Consider the following 17,984-nt stretch of genomic DNA (forward strand, 5'->3'; position numbering starts at 1 on the left):
CCCAACAAGGAGACACGGACAATGGGGGATCTGGCGATAGATTTCTGCGGCGAATGGCACGAGCCATCCGACGAGGACATCTTCAGCATCGGCCGCGAGGGCGACCTCGAAGTGGACGACAACCCGTACCTGCACCGGCAGTTCCTGCAGATTGCCCGGTATGACGGCATCTGGTGGCTCAGCAACGTCGGCAGCATGCTCTGCGCGACCGTGGCCGACGCCTCCGGCGGCATGCAGGCCTGGCTCGCGCCGGGTGCCCGGATCCCGCTGGTCTTCAGCCAGACCAACATCATTTTCACCGCCGGACCCACCACCTACGAGTTTGCCGTCCATCTCCGGACGCCCGCCTTCCGGCAACAGGCCCGCAGCGAGGACAGCGGCGGCGACACCACAATCGGCCCGGTGGTCTTCACCGACTCGCAGAAGGCCCTGATCGTGGCCCTCGCCGAACCGATGCTGCGGCGCGAAGGAACCGGCTTCAGCGCCATCCCTTCCTCCGCGGAAGCGGCCAAGACCCTGGGCTGGGCGCTGACCCGGTTCAACAGAAAGCTGGACAACGTGTGCGACAAACTTGACCGGGTGGGCGTCGCCGGCCTGCGCGGCGGCAGCGGCAAGCTCGCCACGAACCGCCGCGCGCGGTTGGTGGAACACGCCGTGACCTCCCACCTCGTCACCGCGGCCGACCTGGTGCTGCTGGAAACGCAGCGCGGAGGGGACGACGCATGAGGATCCGGCTGACCCTGCGCCGTGACCCTGCCGAGGCCAAGGACCTCGCCGTCACCGTAGACGGCCTCGCCACCGTGGCGGACATCGCCACCGAACTCTGGGCGGCTGACCCCGCGCGGCGCGGCACCGCCCCGCCGTCGAACCTCTCACTGAGCATCGAGGAGGCCTTCGCCGCCGGCGGCCTGAACGGCAGCGTCCTGAACCGGGAGGACAACCTGCTCGAATCCGGGCTGCGGTCCGGCTCGATCGTCTCGCTGACCCAGGTGAGCGAGCAGTTCGGCGTCCCCGGGGCGAACCGGGGACCCGCGGCGGCGACCCTGCGCATCCTCTCCGGCCCCGACGTCGGCCGCGAATTCCCGCTGCCCTCCGGCACCAGCTATATCGGCCGGGACCGCGACGTGGACATCCGGCTGACCGACCCGCTGACCTCCAAGCGGCACGCCCGCATCACGGTGGGCGAAACCGTGGAGATCGTGGACACGAACTCCGCCAACGGCCTGCTGATGGACGGCCTGCCGGTCAGCCGCGCCACGCTGAACTCCTCGGACACCGTCACGCTCGGTGACACCACCGTGTCCGTGGTGTCCCTGGGCGGCAGCCAGGGCGCCGCGCCGAGTTCACCGCTGATCAATTTCAACCGCTCGCCGCGCGTGGTGCCCCGCTTCGAACCGCACAAACGGACCCTGCCGGCCGGTCCCAAACGCCAAGAGCACCACCCGTTCCCCTACATCATGCTGGTGGCCCCGCTGATGATGGGCGCCGTCCTTTTCGCCGTCACGCAGAACATGATGTCGGTGCTCTTCATGATGATGATGCCGCTGTTCATCGTGGGCCATTACGTGGACCAGAAAATGCAGTCCAAGCGGGAACGCAGGGAACAGCTCAAGGCGTTCCGCGCCGCCATGGCCGCGTTCCGCGCTGACATCACCGAGCTGCAGAAGGTGGAACGCTCCGTCCGGCTGCAGGAGGCGCCGTCGGTCAGCGACACCGTGGACTCCATCTACAAACTCGGCCCGCTGCTCTGGACCCACCGGCCCGAGCACGACGGCTTCCTGGGGCTGCGGTTCGGACTCGGCACGGCACCGTCCCGGATCCAGTTCGAGGAGCCGCAAAGCAACGAGACCGAGCCCGAGTACATGGCCGAGATCCAGCAGTGCATGGCCCAGTTCGGCAGCATCGAGGGCGTGCCGATCGTCTCCCAGCTGCGCAGCTCCGGCTCATTCGGCCTTGCCGGTGCCCGCGGCCTCGTCGACGACGTGGCCCGCGGCATGGTGCTCCAGCTTGTGGGGCTGCACTCGCCCGCCGAAGTGGTGCTCACCGCCATCACCTCGGCCCAGTCCAAGGAGCGCTGGGAATGGCTGCAGTGGCTGCCGCACGCCGGTTCCGGCCACAGCCCGCTCAGCGGCGACCACCTCGCCGCCGGTCCCGCCGGCGGCTCGGCCCTGCTGTCCAGGCTGGAAGACCTGATCGACCAGCGCGAGGCCGCGGCCCAGTCGCCGCGCCCGGAACTGCGCCCCGGAATCAAACTTGAGGGCGCCGACGTGCCAGGCCCGCAGCTGCCCACCGTGCTGCTGGTGGTTGAGGACGACGCCCCGGTGGACCGCGGGCGGCTCACCCGGGTCCTGGAACGCGGACCGGACTCCGGCGTCCACGTCATGTGGGTGGCCACCTCGGTCCAGCAACTCCCGGCAGCCTGCCGCGATTTCATGGCGGTCGACGGCGAACACGGCACCACCACCGGCCAGGTCCGGCTGGGCCGGCACACCTTCCCGGTCAGCTGCGAAAGCCTCGACGCCGGGCTCGCCGCCCAGCTGGCGCGCATGCTCGCCCCCGTCGTCGACGTCGGCAAGCCGCTCGAGGACGACTCGGACCTGCCCCGTGCAGTGTCCTACGCGACGCTGATCGGCAAGGACTTCCTGGACAACCCGCAGGCCGTCGCGGACCGCTGGACCGAGAACAACTCCGTGCACGCCACCGCCAAACCGAACCGCAAGGACAACGGCACGCTCCGGGCCCTGGTCGGGTCCAAGGGCATCGAACCGCTCTACCTGGACCTGAAGAACGAGGGCCCGCACGCCCTGGTCGGCGGCACGACGGGTGCCGGCAAGTCCGAGTTCCTGCAGGCCTGGGTGATGGGCATGGCCGCGGCGTACAGCCCGGACCGGGTCAGCTTCCTGTTCGTGGACTACAAGGGCGGGGCCGCGTTCGCGGACTGCCTGCACCTGCCGCACACGGTGGGCCTGGTCACGGACCTGTCGCAGCACCTGGTCCGCCGCGCCCTGACCTCGCTCCGGGCCGAGCTGCACCACCGCGAGCGGCTGCTGAACCGCAAGAAGGCCAAGGACCTGCTGGAACTGCAGCGCCAGGCGGACCCGGAAGCTCCGCCTTACCTGATCATCATCGTGGACGAGTTCGCGGCCCTCGCCACCGAGGTACCGGAATTCGTCGACGGGGTGGTGGACGTCGCCGCCCGCGGCCGTTCGCTGGGCCTGCACCTGATCCTCGCCACCCAGCGGCCCGCCGGCGTCATCAAGGACAGCCTGCGCGCCAACACCAACCTGCGCGTGGCGCTGCGCATGGCCGACGAGGACGACGCGGTGGACATCCTCGGCGTGCCCACCGCGGCGTACTTCGACCCGTCCATCCCGGGACGCGGTGCGGCGAAAACCGGACCGGGTCGGATCCAGGGCTTCCAGACCGGCTACGCCGGCGGCTGGACCACGGAGAAGCCGCAGCGGCCGCGGATCGACGTCGTCGAGATGGCGTTCGGCTCCGGCGCCGCCTGGGCCGCGCCGGCCGCCGAGGCTCCGGTGCGGGAGGAACCCGCCGGGCCCAACGACATCGCCCGGATGACGGCCAACATCATCAAGGCGGCTAACGTGCTGGCCATCGAACCGCCGCGCAAGCCGTGGCTGGATGAGCTCGCCACCACCTATGACTTCTCGCGGCTGCCGAACCCGCGCACCGACGAGCGGCTGCTCCTCGGCGTCGCGGACGACCCCGCGCACCAGGACCAGCCGACGGTCTTCTACGAACCCGACCGTGACGGCAATATGGCCATCTACGGCACCGGCGGCTCCGGCAAGTCGGCCGCGCTGCGCGGCATCGCGATCGCCGCCGCCGTCACGCCGCGCGGCGGCCCGGTCAACGTCTACGGCATCGACTGCGGCTCCTCGGGCCTGAAGATGCTCGACGAGCTGCCGCATGTCGGCGAGATCATCAACGGCGACGACGTCGAACGGGTCGGCCGGCTGCTGCGCTGGCTGCGGGACCTGGCGGACGACCGTTCGGCCCGCTACGCCGAGGTCCGCGCCGCCACGATCGTTGAGTACCGGAAGCTGGCCAACATGCCGGACGAGAAGCGCATCTTCGTCCTGGTGGACGGCATGTCCTCGTTCCGCGAGGGCTATGAGTACAGCAAGCTGTCGGCGCTCTGGGACATCTTCCTGCAGTTGGCCACCGACGGCCGCCCGCTCGGCATCCACCTCGTGGTCAGCGGCGACCGGCCCAACGCGGTCCCGGCGTCGCTGCTCGCCTCGATCCAGCGCCGCCTGGTGCTGCGGCTCTCCTCCGAGGACGACTACATGTCCCTCGACGTGCCCAAGGACGTCCTCGGGGCCGGCACGCCTCCGGGCCGCGGCCTGCTGGGCAACCTCGAGGTGCAGCTGGCGGTGCTGGGCGGTAACTCCAACCTGGCCGTGCAGGCCCGCGAGGTGCACAAGCTCCGCGAGGCCATGCTGCGCCAGGGCGTGGAGCGGGCACCGCAGATCGAACGGCTGCCGGACTCGGTGGACCTGGACCTGCTTCCCGCGGGCAGCCCGGACCTGCCGGTGATCGGCGTCGACGACGAGACGCTGCAGCCGGCCGAGATCCTGGCGAAGGGCCCGCTCCTGCTGGCCGGGCCGCCGGGCTCCGGCCGCACGGTGGCGCTGGTGACCCTCGCCTACGCGCTGCGCCGTTCCAACCCGGGCGTGGAGCTGATCTACCTCGGTTCGCGGCGCTCCGCCGCGGCGTCGCTCAAGCTCTGGGACCGCTCCGTGGTGGGCGCGGACGACGTCGAGGAAGCCATCGACGAGCTGGTGGATTACTCCACCGGCACGCCGGGCAAGCTGGCGATCTTCATCGAGGGCCTGACCGACTTCACCGACAGCCTGGCCGAGTCCGGCATCGGCCGGCTGGTCACGGCGTCCATCAAGGCCGAGCAGTGGGTGGTGGGCGAATCCGAGACCTCCACCTGGTCCTCGGCCTGGTCGCTGGCGCAACCGTTCAAGTCCGGCCGCCGCGGGCTGCTGCTCAACCCGGGCGACATCGAGGGCGACAGCCTGCTCAGCACCTCGCTGGGCCGGGTCAGCGGCGAGTTCATCCCGGGCCGCGGCTACATTGTGGGCCGTGGCAAGGTCCGCAAGCTCCAGGTCGCCCTGCCGCCGGAGAACCGCACCTGACCCTTCCCCGGGGCCGCGGGGATGGGGAGTGCTGCCCATCGACAGGTTTTTGCGGGGCAGGGTAGGTTCGAGGCATTGGATCTTCCGGAACAGCCGGGGGCCGCTGGGGATGCCGAGAGTGTTCGGGTCCGATGAACTAAGGAGTTTTTTCAATGGCTATGTGGGGTGCGGATGTTACTCAGCTCAAGGCGCTGGGTTCGAAGCTGCTGGCGGGTTCGCAGGAGATCGACAACCAGAGGTCGCTCCTGACGAAGGCGCTGGCGTCCACCGATTGGATGGGACCGGACGCGACGAAGTTCCGCAACGAGTGGAACGGCGAGCACTCGGCCAACCTCACCCGGGCGGCCCAGGCCCTGCAGCAGGCCAGCCAGCAGGCCAGCCGCAATGCCGCCGACCAGGAAAGCGCTTCCTCCAACTAAGGCGGAGCATGGTCAGGGAGGGCCCGGACGCACTAGCGTCCGGGCCCTCCGTTTAAGCAACCGGGCAGGGCTGGCGGTGCGAACGGGGCGGGCTGCTGACCGGACAACGTCGGGGATCTAGGGCAGGATAGGTCTGTGAGCACAGGGAAGACTTCAACAGACACCGACACCCGCAGCCCCGCCGGGGAACTGGTCCCCTCCGAGGCGGTCCGCGAAGAGTACGAGGAACTGGTCGAAGCGGTCCGGAAGCACCGCTTCGCGTACTACCAGGAGGACGCCCCGATCATCTCCGACGCCGAGTTCGATGAGCTCTTCCGGCGGCTGGAAACCATCGAGGCCATGCACCCGGAACTGGTGGCCAACGATTCCCCCACCCAGGAGGTGGGCGGCGAGGTCTCCGCCGCCTTCGCCGCCGTCGAACACCTGACCCGGATGTACAGCCTCGAGGACGTGTTCTCGCTGGAGGAACTGGAGGCCTGGATCGCCAAGGCCGAGGCCGGCGTCGCCAAGCTCGGCAACGGCGGCAATCCGCCGGCGTGGCTCACCGAACTGAAGATCGACGGCCTTGCCGTGAACCTGCTCTACCGCGACGGCGTGCTCATCCGGGCGGCCACCCGCGGCGACGGCTTCACGGGGGAGGACATCACCCACAACGTGCTCACCATCAAGGAAATCCCGCAGCAGCTCAAGGGTGACAGCTTCCCGGCCGAAGTGGAGATCCGCGGCGAGGTCTTCATCCCGTCCAAGGCGTTCGCTGAATTCAATGACGCGCTGATCGCGGCCGGCAAGGCCCCGCTGGCCAACCCGCGCAACGCCGCCGCCGGCTCGCTGCGACAGAAGGACCCGGCGGAGACCGCCAAGCGCCCGCTCAAGATGTACGTGCACGGCATCGGCGCCCGCGAAGGCCTGGAGACCGTCAGCCAGTCGGACACCTACCGCCAGCTCGCCGACTGGGGGCTGCCCACCAGCCCGTACTTCGAGGTGCTGCCCGGCCTGGCCGAGGTGCTGGACTTCATCCGGCGCTACGGCGACAAGCGGCACAGCCTCAGCCATGAGATCGACGGCATCGTGGTCAAGGTGGATGATCTCGCTACCCAGCGCGCCCTCGGCTACACCTCCCGCGTGCCGCGCTGGGCTGTCGCCTACAAATACCCGCCCGAAGAGGTCAACACCAAACTGCTGGACATCGCCGTGAACGTCGGCCGCACCGGCCGCGTCACCCCCTACGGCGTGATGGAGCCCGTCAAAGTGGCCGGTTCCACGGTGGAAATGGCCACCCTGCACAACCAGGAAGTCGTCAAGGCCAAGGGCGTCAAAATCGGCGACATCGTGGTGCTGCGCAAGGCCGGGGACGTCATCCCGGAAATTGTCGGACCCGTGCTGGCGCTCCGCGACGCCCAGGACCCACCGGTGCGCGACTTCGTGATGCCCACCGAATGCCCCGCCTGCGGCACGCCGCTGGCGCCGGCCAAGGAGGGCGACGTGGACATCCGCTGCCCCAACGCCCGTTCCTGCCCGGCGCAGTTGCGCGAACGCGTCTTCCACCTGGCCGGCCGCGGCGCTTTCGATATCGAGGCCCTCGGCTGGGAAGCGGCGATTGCGCTGACCCAGCCGGCCGAGCCCGACGTGGCGCCGCTCACCACCGAGGCGAACCTGTTCCGGCTCAAGCCCGAGGACCTTGCCGGGGTCCGGATCCGCCGTGAAAAGCGCAGCAAGGGCGTGGCGACCGGCGAGTTCGAGCTGGTGCCGTACTTCTACACCAAGGGCACGGCCAAGGTCCCGTCCAAGCCGACCGCCAGCACCGAGAAGCTCTTCAACGAACTCGAAAAGGCCAAGACCCAGCCGCTCTGGCGTGTTCTCGTGGCGCTGTCCATCCGGCACGTGGGGCCGCGGGCTTCGCGGGCCCTGGCCACGGCCTTCGGCACGATGGACGCCATCCGGCAGGCCTCCGAGGAGGAACTGGCCGGCGTCGACGGCGTGGGCCCGGTGATCGCCGTGGCGCTCAAGGAATGGTTCGCCGAGGACTGGCACCGGGAGATCGTGGACAGCTGGGCAGCCGACGGCGTCCGGATGGAGGACGAGCGCGACGAGTCCACGCCGCGGACCCTTGAGGGTCTGACCGTGGTGGTCACCGGCAGCCTGGAAGGGTTCAGCCGGGACGAGGCCAAGGAAGCGATCCTGGTCCGCGGCGGCAAGGCCGCTGGCTCGGTCTCCAAGAACACCAGCTACGTGGTGGCCGGTGAGAACGCCGGCACCAAGCTGGACAAGGCGGAACAGCTTGGCCTGCCGGTCCTGGACGAGGACGGCTTCCGAGCGCTGCTCGCTCATGGACCGGCCGGCCTGGGCGGTGGAGCGGACGACGGCGGCGACGACGCGGCGGATGGCCCGGCCGCCCCGGCCGAGGACAGCGGCGAAGACCACCAGGAGGCGGCCGAGTGAGACCCGGTCCGGCAGACTTTCCGGCGCCGGCGGCGTTCCTGGACCTGGCCCGTGAGGCTGCCGCCGCCGGCGCCGCGGTGCTGGCCGGCCGCAGCGCGGCCGAGCTGGGCGTGAGCAACAAGGGCGACTCGGGGGACTGGGTGACCTCCTTCGACCTCGCGTCCGAGGCGGCCGTCCGCGAGGTCATCACCCGCGCCCGGCCGCAGGACACCATCACCGGCGAAGAGGGCGGCACCGTGTTGCCCGGCAGCCCGAGCGGCTTCCGCTGGTCGATCGATCCGCTCGACGGCACCACCAACTTCATCCGCAACATCGTCTACTACGGCACCTCGGTGGCGGTGGCCGGCCCCGACGGCGCCTGGCTGGCCGGTGTCGTCCACGCCCCGGCGCTGGGACGGGTCTACTATGCCGCCCGCGGCCACGGCGCCTGGCTCGAAGATCACGGGCGGCGTGTGCCGCTGAACGGGCCGGTGCCGGGACGGACCGGCCAGATCCTGGCCACGGGCTTTAGCTACGACGCGGGCGTCCGGGCCGAGCAGGCCACCGGGCTGGGCGGGCTGATGGACGGCTTCGCCGATGTCCGCCGGCTGGGATCCGCCGCGCTGGATCTTTGCCTCGTAGCGGACGGCACCCACGACGCCTACGGCGAACGCGGGCTCAACGAGCACGACTTCGCCGCCGGCGCACTGATCGCGGAGGAGGCCGGCTGCTGGGTGCGCCGTCCGCGGCTGACCAGCGTGCTCGACGGCGGGCCCTCCGACGAGGAGCGGCTCGCGGCCTGGACCTGCGCCGGGCCCTTGGAGCTCTCCGGCAAGTTCCCGCTCTGATGGTGGCCCGGAACTGATAGCTCAGTCACGGAAAGTACTGTTTGGCTGCGCGGCAGCCGGGCGCGCCCGTAACATGGACAGGTGAATCCGCAGATCCTTATCCGCCCCGCCGTCCCGGCCGACTACGACGCCGTCGCCCGCATCACCCGGGATGCCTACCTGGCCGCAGGCCACTTCGAGGACGCGGACCACCCGTACATGCAGCAGATCCAGAGGGTCGCGCAGCGGCACGAGGACGCGACCATCTGGGTGGCGGAGCGCGCCGGCCGGGTCGTGGGTTCGGTGACGCTCGCCGTCGCGGGGGAGCCCTACGCGGACATCGCCCAGGCGGACGAGTTGGAATTCCGGATGCTGGTGGTGGACCCGGCCGTGCAACGCAGCGGCGCCGGCAAGGCCATGGTGCAGGCCATCATCGAACACGCCCGGTCGCTTCCGGGGATCTCCGGCGTGGCACTGACCACCGGCGTAACTTGGGAGAGCGCGCACGGCCTGTACCGGAAGACCGGCTTCCAGCGCGCCCCGGAGCGCGACTGGTTCGTCCCGGATACCGACATCAAGCTGCTCGTCTACCGCCTGGACCTCTAGCCCCTTCCGGCCCCGGCCCGGCGGAGTCAGGGGCTACCGTTGCCGCCGCGACGCACTGCGGTAAGGTTTGCACCCAGAGCACCACCGTGACCCACGCTGGGAACAGCACGAGTACAGCCGGAGGAAGCATGGCCCCGCACATCCCTGACACCATCGACGAAAAGCTGCTCGGCCTCTACCTGTCGGACCACCTGACCGGCTCCACCGCCGGGCTGGGCCGGATCGAACGGATGGCCAAGGACTTCACCGACACCCCGGTCCACGCCGAACTGGCCACCGTGGCCGCGGAGATCCGCCGGGAGCGCGAGCTGCTCAAGGATCTGATCCAGGAGCTCGGCATCCGCCAGCGCCCGCACCGCCAGGCCGCCGCCTGGTTGGCCGAACGCGCCGGCCGCCTGAAGCTGAACGGCCGGGTGCTGAGCAGGTCGCCGATGACCCTGGTCCTGGAATCCGAACTGATGCGCGCCGCGATCCTGGCCAAGATCGGCGGCTGGCAGACCCTGGAGGAGCTGGCGCCGGAACTCGGGCTCGATCCGTCACGGTTCGCCGGCCTCACGGCCGAAGGACGGTCCCAGATCGAAGCGCTGGACCGCGTCCATGAGCACGCCCGCAGCAACGCCTTCCATAAAGCCCGCGACATCGCCGAATAACAGCGCGGGGCGGGGGCGGTGTCCCGGACTGCCTAACTTCCGGGGCCCGGGGGCACCCCGTAGCGGTGTTCCGGCCGGCCTGTGGTGCCGTAGCGCAGCTGGATGTCGACGGCTCCGTCGTCCGCCAGTGCGGAGAGGTAGCGTTGCGCCGTGGCCCGGGAGACGCCCACCCGGGCCGCCACCTCCGCCGCCGAGTACTGGAGCCCCGGTTCCAGCGAATCCAGCACCGCCGCCTCCGTGGCGGAGCGCGGCCGCGCCGAGGCCGTGACGTCGCCGGGGATCAGGGCCCGCTTGGCCCGCTCCACCGTCTCCTGCGTCAGGTTCCCCGGCTGGGCCAGGATCCGGCGGTAACGCGCGTACGAGCGCAGCTGCTGGGACAGGGACTCGGCCGTGAAGGGTTTGAGCAGGTACCCGAGGGCGCCGCGCCGGAAGGCCACCCGGATTGACGCCGCGTCCGAGGCGGCGCTGAGGATCATGGTGTCCACATCCAGCTGGTGCAGCAGATCCAGGCCCGAGGCGTCCGGCAGATAGACATCCAGCAGGACCAGGTCCGGGCGAAGGCTGTGGATGGACTGCAGGGCCTGCGACGCCGAGCCGGCCGGCGCCAGCGCCAGGAAGCCCGCCACGGAGTCCACATAGGCGGCGTGGAGCTTGGCGACGTGGAAGTCGTCATCCACGATCAGCACCCGGAAATCTTCAGACATCGTTGTCTCCTTCTGCCACATCTGCTGCCACGTCCTCAACGCCACCGGCGATGGTCCCCGGAAGCGTCGCCATGAACACCGCGCCAGGCCCGCCGGGCGCACCCCGCTCCAGCACCGTCACGTCACCGCCGCGGCGCCGGGCCAGCTGCCGGGCCAGCGCCAGCCCCAGGCCCTGCCCGCCGCCGGCCCGGGCCGGCCGGCCGGCGGTGGTGAACCCTTCGGCGAAGACACTCTCAGCCCCACCGGAATCAGCCCCGCCGGAATCAGCCCCGCCGGGTTCAGCCCTGGCGGCGCCGGCCGGCAGGCCGTCGCCCGAGTCGCCCACAATGATGTGCAGGGTGCCGGCCGCGCCACCCTCGCCCGGTGCGTCCAGCACCTCGACCTCCACCCAGCGGTCGGTTGCGGCGCCGGCGACGGCGGCATTCACGGCGTTGTCGATCAGGTTGCCCAACACCGTGGTCACCTCCTGCGGCTCGACGACCTGGCCGCGGACCAGGGTCTCGGGCCCGAGCCGCAGGCTGACGCCGCGTTCGTCGGCCTCCACCCCTTTGGCGCCCAGGAAGGCCTGGAGGTAGGGGTCCTGCAGCAGCTCGGCCTGGTCCACCGGGAACTTCAAGGGCCCGGTGGCGGCCAGCCGGGCCAGGTAGTCACGCGCCTGCTGGTGCTGCCCGATGCTCATGAACCCGGCGATCGTGTGCAACTGGTTGGCGAACTCGTGGCGCTGGGCGCGCAGGGCCGTGGACATTGTGCCGACGGCGTCGAGCTGGCGGGTGAGCTGCTGGAGCTCCGTGCGGTCCCGCAGCATGACCACCCAGCCCAGGTCCTCCCGGCCGTGCAGGGCCTTGCGGGCGCTCGCCACCAGGACGCGGCCGCCGGCCAGGAACTCCACGGCGTCGCCCTCGGTGGCGTCCGGCCTGGTCAGGGCCGTCAGCGGGGCCGGCACCGGCGCCGAGGCCCAGCGTGTTCCGGCCAGGTCCGGCTGCTCCAGCATCCGCCGGGCCGCGGCGTTGAAAACGCTGATCCGGCCGTCGGCGGACACGCCGATCACGCCGTCGTCCACGCCCTGCAGGACCGCCACTTGGTCGTGCACCAGGGTGCTGATTTCCTCCGGCTCCAGTCCGAGGGTCAGCCGCCGGAGCCGGTGCCGCAGCAGGAAGGAGACCAGGACGCCGGCCAGCAGCGCGCCGGCCGCGGTCAGGGCGATCGGGACGATGTCCCGGGCCAGGCTCGTGCCGATGGTCTCGGTGGAGTAGCCCACGCTGACCTCGCCCACCACCGTGGTTGAACCCGGCGCGAACACGGGCACCTTGGCCCCGGCCGAGGGGCCCAGGGTGCCGGTGTTCCGGGTGGTGACCTCCTTGCCGGAGAGGGCCTCGGAGGGATCGGTGCTGACCCTCATCCCCAGCCGGTCGGCGTCGGGGTGGGCCAGCCGCAGGCCGGTCTCGTCGGTGATGACGACGAACAGCGCGCCGGTGCGGGCCCGGGCGCCCTCCGCGGCGGCCATCAGCGGACCGGCGAGCAGCTCGGCGGGCGGGGGAGTGCCGGGCCGAGCGCTGATCTGCTGCACCTCGGCCCGGACCGCCGGGTCCGACGCCACCGTCCGGGCCAGCGTGAGTGCCTGGTTCTCTGCCTCCCGGCCCAGCCGTTCGTATGTCAGCCAGGCGTGCACGGCGCTGCTGAGCAGCACCACCAGGGCCACCACCCCCAGCTGCAACAGCAGCGTCTGGGTCGTGAATTTCAGCGGAGTGCGGCGTTTGAGGGCTTGCACGGTGGCCCTCCTTTGGTAATCCGGCGGCCTCAACAGCCTGTGAGCTAAATGCGCAAAATGCGTCCAACAAGCAGTATGCCAATCAATTGAGGCAAAGGCACTCCCGTGACGCAGGCCACCCTAACGTCTGTAGTGCGCATCACAGCGGAGTGGTGCGGAACACAGAAGAAGGAGCCGGCCGTGCTGGTATTACTTGGATTCGCCATGATTGCGGTCTTCATGGTGCTGATCATGACGAAGAAGCTGACGCCGGTGCTGGCGCTCATCATCGTCCCCACCGTTTTTGGGCTGTTCGCTGGCGCCGGCCTGGGCATCGGCCCCATGGTGCTCGACTCGATGAAGTCGATGACCTCCACGGCCGCGCTGCTGATGTTCGCCATCATCTACTTCGGTCTGATGATCGACGTCGGGCTCTTCGACCCGCTGGTCCGGTTCATCCTGCGCAAGCTCGGCAACGACCCGGCCAAGGTGGTCCTGGGCACCGCAATCCTCGCCGCGGCTGTCTCGCTCGACGGCGACGGGTCCACCACCTTCATCCTCACCACCGCGGCCATGCTCCCGGTCTACCTGAGGCTGAAGATGAGCCCCGTGGTCCTGACCTGCGTGGCCGGCCTGGCCAACGGCACCATGAACATCCTGCCCTGGGGCGGCCCCACCGCCCGCGCCGCCTCCGCGCTGAAGATCGACGTCAACGATGTCTTCGTTCCGATGATCCCCTCGCTGGTCGCCGGCCTCGTCGTCGTGTTTGTCTTCGCCTGGCTGCTGGGCCTGCAGGAACGCAACCGGCTGCGCGCCGTGGCCCCCGAAATCTGGGCCGAGGGTGTTGAGTTCGACGGCGGCTCGCCCACCGGGGGAACCGGCGGCACCGGCGGCTTCGGACGCAAGGGCCCCGGCCCCGTCGCGGAAATTCCCGCCGCCGGCGGCGGTTCCTCCGTCGCGGTCCTGGAACGCACCGAGGACCTCGTCGACGACCGTGACTCCGCGATGGCGGACACCGCCTTGGACCCGAACCGCAAGACCCTCCGTCCCAAGCTGTTCTGGTTCAACCTGGGCCTGACAGTTGCCGTCATGGTGACGCTCGTCGCCAACGTTATTCCGCTTCCGTTCGTCTTTATGGTGGCCTCCGCCATCGCCCTGCTGGTCAACTTCCCGAAGGTCAAGGACCAAGGCGCCCAGCTGATCGCCCACGCCCCCTCGATCGTCGCCGTCGTCAGCATGGTCATGGCGGCCGCCGTCCTGACCGGCGTCCTCAACGGCACCGGCATGGTCAAGGCCATGTCCGAATGGCTGGTGGCGATCATCCCGGCGGACATGGGCCCCTTCATGGCCGTCATCACCGGCGTGCTGAGCATCCCGATGACGTTCTTCATGAGCAACGACGCCTTCTACTTCGGTGTCCTCCCGGTGCTGAGTGAAACCGCAGGTCACTACGGCGTCAGCGCCGCGGACATGGCCCGCGCCTCCATCACCGGCCAGCCCTTCCACCTGCAGAGCCCGCTGGTCCCGGCCATCCTGCTCCTGGTCTCCCTCGCGAAGGTGGAGCTGGGCGACCACCACAAGAAGGTCCTCTGGCGCACGGCCGTGATCTCCCTGGTCATGCTGGGAGTAGGAGTCCTCACCGGAGCCATCGGCATCGGCTAACAAAACCAATAAACAAGAGGAGGCAGGGTGCGGAAAATTTTCCGCACCCTGCCTCGTTGTGCACGTGAGGGGAGCCCGTGGTCGGTGGAGGTGAGCGCAGCACATCGGCGACGGGACGGACATCCGGAAGCGTGCGTCTAAGCGAGGAACGAGCGAGCACGCGGAGGATGTCCGGCTCGCCGCCGAAAGGCGACCACAGCCGGCGATATGCCGGGAAGTAACCACACGTCAACCCACGTAGACTGGGACGGAAAATAATCCGAACTTGCAGGGGAGATCCATGGCTGCGATCAACCGCGACGACGTCGCGCATCTCGCGCGTCTCGCGCACATCGAGATGAGTGCTGAAGAGCTGGACAGGATGGCCGGCGAACTCGCCGTCATCGTGGAGTCGGTTAAGTCCGTTAGTGAAGCCGCCGGTGATGACGTCCCGGCCACGTCCCACCCGATCCCGCTGACCAACGTGTTCCGCGAGGACGTTGTGGGCCACACCTTCACGGCCGAGCAGGCGCTTTCCGGAGCCCCCGACGCGTATGAGGGCCGCTTCAAGGTCCCGGCAATCCTGGATGAGGACTAAGACCATGACTGAAACCCGCCCCGAACTCTTCCGCCTCACCGCAGCCGCGCTCGCCGAGAAGCTCGCCGCGCGCGAGATCACTGCCGTCGAGGTCACCCAGGCGCACCTGGACCGTATCGCCGCCGTCGACGGCAAGGTCAACGCCTTCCTGCACATCAACGCCGAGGAAGCCCTCGCCGTCGCCGCCGAGGTGGACGCCATCCGTGCCGCGGGAGGCGCCGCTGCCGAGGAACTGCACGTGCTCGCCGGCGTCCCTATCGCCGTCAAGGACCTGATCGTGACGGTCGGCCAGCCCACCACGGCCGGCTCCAAAATCCTCGAGGGCTGGCACAGCCCCTACGACGCCACCGTGGTGGAGCGCCTCCGCGCCGCCAAGATGCCGATCCTGGGCAAAACCAACCTGGACGAGTTCGCCATGGGCTCCTCCACCGAGCACTCCGCGTTCGGCCCCACCCACAACCCCTGGGACCTGGACCGCATCCCCGGCGGTTCCGGCGGCGGTTCCGCTGCCGCCGTCGCGGCCTTCGAAGCCCCGCTCGCGCTCGGCACGGACACCGGGGGGTCCATCCGCCAGCCCGGCGCCGTCACCGGCACCGTCGGCGTCAAGCCCACCTACGGCGGCGTCTCCCGCTACGGCGCCATTGCGATGGCCTCCTCGCTGGACCAGATCGGCCCGGTCTCCCGCACCGTGCTGGACTCGGCCCTGCTGCACCAGGTGATCGGCGGCCACGATCCGCGCGACTCCACCTCGCTGCCGGACCCGCTGGAGGACCTCGTGGCCGCGGCCCGGACCGGCAACGTCGAGGGCATGAAGATCGGCATCATCAAGGAGCTCCACGGCGAGGGCTACCAGGCCGGCGTCGAGAACCGCTTCAACGAGGCCCTCGAACTGCTTAAGGGCGCCGGCGCCGAGATCGTCGAGGTCTCCTGCCCCAACTTCAAGTACGCCCTGGGCGCCTACTACCTCATCATGCCCTCCGAGGCCTCCTCCAACCTGGCCAAGTTCGACGGCGTCCGGTTCGGACTGCGGGTACTCCCCGAAGAAGGCCCGCTGACGATCGAGCGCGTGATGGGAGCCACCCGCGCCGCCGGCTTCGGCGACGAAGTCAAGCGCCGCATCATCCTGGGCACCTACGCGCTCAGCGCCGGCTACTACGACGCGTACTACGGCTCGGCCCAGAAGGTGCGCACCTTGATCCAGCGCGACTTCGACGCCGCGTTCGCCCAGGCCGACGTGCTGATCTCCCCGACGGCGCCCACCACGGCGTTCAAGCTCGGCGAGAAGCTCAACGACCCGCTGGCGATGTACCTCAACGACGTCGCCACCATCCCGGCCAACATGGCAGGGGTCCCCGGCCTGTCCCTGCCCGGCGGCCTCGCCGACGAGGACGGACTGCCGGTGGGCGTCCAGCTGCTCGCCCCGGCCCGCCAGGACGCCCGGCTCTACCGCGTCGGCGCCGTGCTCGAGTCGCTGCTCGAGGCGCAGTGGGGCGGACCGCTGCTGGACCGCGCCCCCTCGCTGACGGAGCCTTCTTTGACTGATTCCGCACCGGCGGTTGCTGCCGGCGCCCCCGCGAGCCACGGAGGTTCACACTAATGACTGACGCAACGCTCAGCTTCGAAGAGGCTATGGAGAAGTACGACCCCGTCCTGGGTTTCGAGGTCCACGTGGAGCTCAACACCAAGACCAAGATGTTCTCCTCCGCACCGAACGTCTTCGGCGACGAGCCGAACACGAACGTCAACGAGGTGGACCTCGGGATGCCCGGCGTGCTGCCCGTGGTGAACAAGACCGCGATCGAATCCTCGATCAAAATCGGCCTGGCGCTGAACTGCAAGATCGCCGAGACCTGCCGCTTCGCCCGGAAGAACTACTTCTACCCGGACACCCCGAAGAACTTCCAGACCTCCCAGTACGACGAGCCAATCGCGTACGACGGCTACCTGGACATCGAGCTCTCCGACGGCACCGTCTTCCGGGTCGAGATCGAACGCGCCCACATGGAGGAGGACGCCGGCAAGCTCACCCACATGGGCGGCGCCGCCGGCCGGATCCAGGGCGCAGACTACTCGCTCGTGGATTACAACCGCTCCGGTGTGCCGCTGGTGGAGATCGTCACCAAGCCGATCGAGGGCGCCGGCAGCCGCGCGCCCGAGCTGGCCAAGGCGTATGTCGCCGCGGTCCGGGAGATTGTCAAGAACCTCGGCGTCTCGGACGCGAAGATGGAACGCGGCAACGTCCGCTGCGATGCCAACGTCTCGCTGCGCCCGCACGGCCGGGAACGCTTCGGCATCCGCTCCGAGACCAAGAACGTCAACTCGCTGCGCGCCGTCGAACACGCCGTCCGCTACGAAATCCAGCGGCACGCCGCCGTGCTGGAGTCCGGGCAACCGGTCATCCAGGAGACCCGGCACTGGCACGAGGACACCCGCTCCACCACCTCGGGCCGGCCGAAGTCCGACGCCGACGACTACCGCTACTTCCCGGAACCGGACCTGGTGCCGATCGTCGCCTCGCGCGAGTGGGTCGAGGAGCTCCGGGCCACGCTGCCCGAGCCGCCGGCCGCCCGCCGCAAGCGCCTGCAGGCCGACTGGGGCTACTCGGAGCTGGAGTTCCGCGACGTCGTCAACGCCGGTGTGATGGATGAGATCGAGGAAACCATCGCTGCCGGGCTGACCCCCGATGCTGCTCGTAAGTGGTGGATGGGAACTATCGTTCCACTCGCTCGGCAGGAAAATGTTGATCCTTCATCGTTCAATGTGGGCCCCGACGTTCTCTACAGCATTCAAGAACTGGTGAACTCTGGGAAGTCACATCCCGCAATGGCCAAGCAGATCTACTTCCAAGCACGGAAGCATCAAACGTCCGCAGCCGACATCCCTGTTCAGGCCAAGGCCTGGGGGCTGCTGGCGATGGACGATGAGGATGCACTCCAAAAAGCAGTTGATGATGCCCTGGCGGCGCAGCCCGACGTCGCGGACAAGATCCGTGGTGGCAAAGTTCAGGCGATCGGCGCGATCGTCGGTGGCGTCATGAAGGCCACGAAAGGGCAGGCCGACGCTGGCCGTGTCCGTGAGCTGATCCTGACCAAGCTTGGAGTCGAAGGCTAAATCGCCTTTGTAGCCCAAAGGGGTCGCAGCTGTTGTCCTTCCGACCGACGGATGGACAGCAGTTGCGACCGAGCCCGGTGAGAGTGCCGAACACT

At 69.3% G+C, this 17,984-nt stretch carries 13 protein-coding genes; 11 read left to right on the plus strand and 2 right to left on the minus strand.

Annotated elements, in window-relative coordinates:
* The first annotated feature begins 21 nt into the window (after positions 1-21).
* The 7 genes from AC1MBE_RS15015 to AC1MBE_RS15045 all read left to right on the plus strand — a co-directional run bounded on the left by AC1MBE_RS15015 (position 22) and on the right by AC1MBE_RS15045 (position 10,088).
* Positions 22-726, plus strand: coding sequence for a hypothetical protein (locus AC1MBE_RS15015; RefSeq protein ID WP_479779313.1), 705 nt, complete (start codon positions 22-24; stop codon positions 724-726).
* On the plus strand, positions 723-5,168 hold the full coding sequence (locus AC1MBE_RS15020) for an FtsK/SpoIIIE domain-containing protein (RefSeq protein WP_479779315.1): 4,446 nt from the start codon (positions 723-725) through the stop codon (positions 5,166-5,168). The genes AC1MBE_RS15015 and AC1MBE_RS15020 overlap by 4 nt, the downstream gene beginning before the upstream one ends.
* Before the next feature lie 152 nt (positions 5,169-5,320).
* Positions 5,321-5,587, plus strand: a complete 267-nt coding sequence (locus tag AC1MBE_RS15025) for a hypothetical protein (protein WP_479777617.1) — start codon at positions 5,321-5,323, stop codon at positions 5,585-5,587.
* Between the two features lie 135 nt (positions 5,588-5,722).
* Positions 5,723-8,026, plus strand: coding sequence for an NAD-dependent DNA ligase LigA (gene ligA, locus AC1MBE_RS15030; RefSeq protein ID WP_479779317.1), 2,304 nt, complete (start codon positions 5,723-5,725; stop codon positions 8,024-8,026).
* Positions 8,023-8,853, plus strand: coding sequence for an inositol monophosphatase family protein (locus tag AC1MBE_RS15035; RefSeq protein ID WP_479779319.1), 831 nt, complete (start codon positions 8,023-8,025; stop codon positions 8,851-8,853). Before ligA ends, AC1MBE_RS15035 begins: the two co-directional genes overlap by 4 nt.
* An 81-nt stretch (positions 8,854-8,934) precedes the next feature.
* Complete coding sequence (locus AC1MBE_RS15040) at positions 8,935-9,438, plus strand: GNAT family N-acetyltransferase (protein ID WP_479779321.1); 504 nt, start codon at positions 8,935-8,937, stop codon at positions 9,436-9,438.
* Positions 9,439-9,566: 128 nt separating this feature from the next.
* Positions 9,567-10,088 (plus strand): hypothetical protein, encoded by a 522-nt coding sequence (locus AC1MBE_RS15045; protein WP_479779323.1) that lies wholly within the window; start codon positions 9,567-9,569, stop codon positions 10,086-10,088.
* 32 nt (positions 10,089-10,120) lie between these two features.
* On the opposite strand, the gene AC1MBE_RS15050 is transcribed toward AC1MBE_RS15045, so the two are convergent.
* Together AC1MBE_RS15050 and AC1MBE_RS15055 are read right to left on the minus strand one after the other, a co-directional pair.
* Positions 10,121-10,792 carry a response regulator gene (locus AC1MBE_RS15050; RefSeq protein ID WP_479779325.1) on the minus strand — a complete coding sequence of 224 codons (672 nt, stop codon included), beginning with the start codon at positions 10,790-10,792 and terminating at the stop codon, positions 10,121-10,123.
* The gene (locus AC1MBE_RS15055; RefSeq protein WP_479779327.1) at positions 10,785-12,560 is read right to left on the minus strand and encodes a sensor histidine kinase; all 1,776 of its coding nucleotides are present in this window, start codon (positions 12,558-12,560) and stop codon (positions 10,785-10,787) included. The genes AC1MBE_RS15050 and AC1MBE_RS15055 overlap by 8 nt, the downstream gene beginning before the upstream one ends.
* Positions 12,561-12,740: 180 nt before the next feature.
* Here AC1MBE_RS15055 and AC1MBE_RS15060 point away from each other — a divergent pair, with 180 nt between their 5' ends.
* The 4 genes from AC1MBE_RS15060 to gatB all read left to right on the plus strand — a co-directional run bounded on the left by AC1MBE_RS15060 (position 12,741) and on the right by gatB (position 17,889).
* The gene (locus tag AC1MBE_RS15060) at positions 12,741-14,201 is read left to right on the plus strand and encodes a CitMHS family transporter (RefSeq protein ID WP_479779329.1); all 1,461 of its coding nucleotides are present in this window, start codon (positions 12,741-12,743) and stop codon (positions 14,199-14,201) included.
* Between the two features lie 280 nt (positions 14,202-14,481).
* Positions 14,482-14,778: an Asp-tRNA(Asn)/Glu-tRNA(Gln) amidotransferase subunit GatC gene (gene gatC, locus AC1MBE_RS15065; RefSeq protein WP_138769869.1), complete on the plus strand. Its 297-nt coding sequence runs from the start codon at positions 14,482-14,484 to the stop codon at positions 14,776-14,778.
* 4 nt (positions 14,779-14,782) lie between these two features.
* Positions 14,783-16,375, plus strand: a complete 1,593-nt coding sequence (gatA, locus tag AC1MBE_RS15070; protein WP_479779332.1) for an Asp-tRNA(Asn)/Glu-tRNA(Gln) amidotransferase subunit GatA — start codon at positions 14,783-14,785, stop codon at positions 16,373-16,375.
* Positions 16,375-17,889, plus strand: a complete 1,515-nt coding sequence (gene gatB, locus AC1MBE_RS15075; RefSeq protein WP_479779334.1) for an Asp-tRNA(Asn)/Glu-tRNA(Gln) amidotransferase subunit GatB — start codon at positions 16,375-16,377, stop codon at positions 17,887-17,889. Before gatA ends, gatB begins: the two co-directional genes overlap by 1 nt.
* Positions 17,890-17,984 lie beyond the last annotated feature (95 nt).

Source organism: Arthrobacter sp. BG5 (assembly GCF_056680155.1).

Bases quoted from the DNA above. Each gene is read 5' to 3' on its own strand.
- AC1MBE_RS15050 (WP_479779325.1), bottom strand. From the start codon at position 10,792: ATGTCTGAAGATTTCCGGGTGCTGATCGTGGATGACGACTTCCACGTC.
- AC1MBE_RS15045 (WP_479779323.1), top strand. From the start codon at position 9,567: ATGGCCCCGCACATCCCTGACACCATCGACGAAAAGCTGCTCGGCCTC.
- gatC (WP_138769869.1), top strand. From the start codon at position 14,482: ATGGCTGCGATCAACCGCGACGACGTCGCGCATCTCGCGCGTCTCGCG.
- AC1MBE_RS15025 (WP_479777617.1), top strand. From the start codon at position 5,321: ATGGCTATGTGGGGTGCGGATGTTACTCAGCTCAAGGCGCTGGGTTCG.
- gatA (WP_479779332.1), top strand. From the start codon at position 14,783: ATGACTGAAACCCGCCCCGAACTCTTCCGCCTCACCGCAGCCGCGCTC.
- AC1MBE_RS15020 (WP_479779315.1), top strand. From the start codon at position 723: ATGAGGATCCGGCTGACCCTGCGCCGTGACCCTGCCGAGGCCAAGGAC.
- AC1MBE_RS15015 (WP_479779313.1), top strand. From the start codon at position 22: ATGGGGGATCTGGCGATAGATTTCTGCGGCGAATGGCACGAGCCATCC.
- gatB (WP_479779334.1), top strand. From the start codon at position 16,375: ATGACTGACGCAACGCTCAGCTTCGAAGAGGCTATGGAGAAGTACGAC.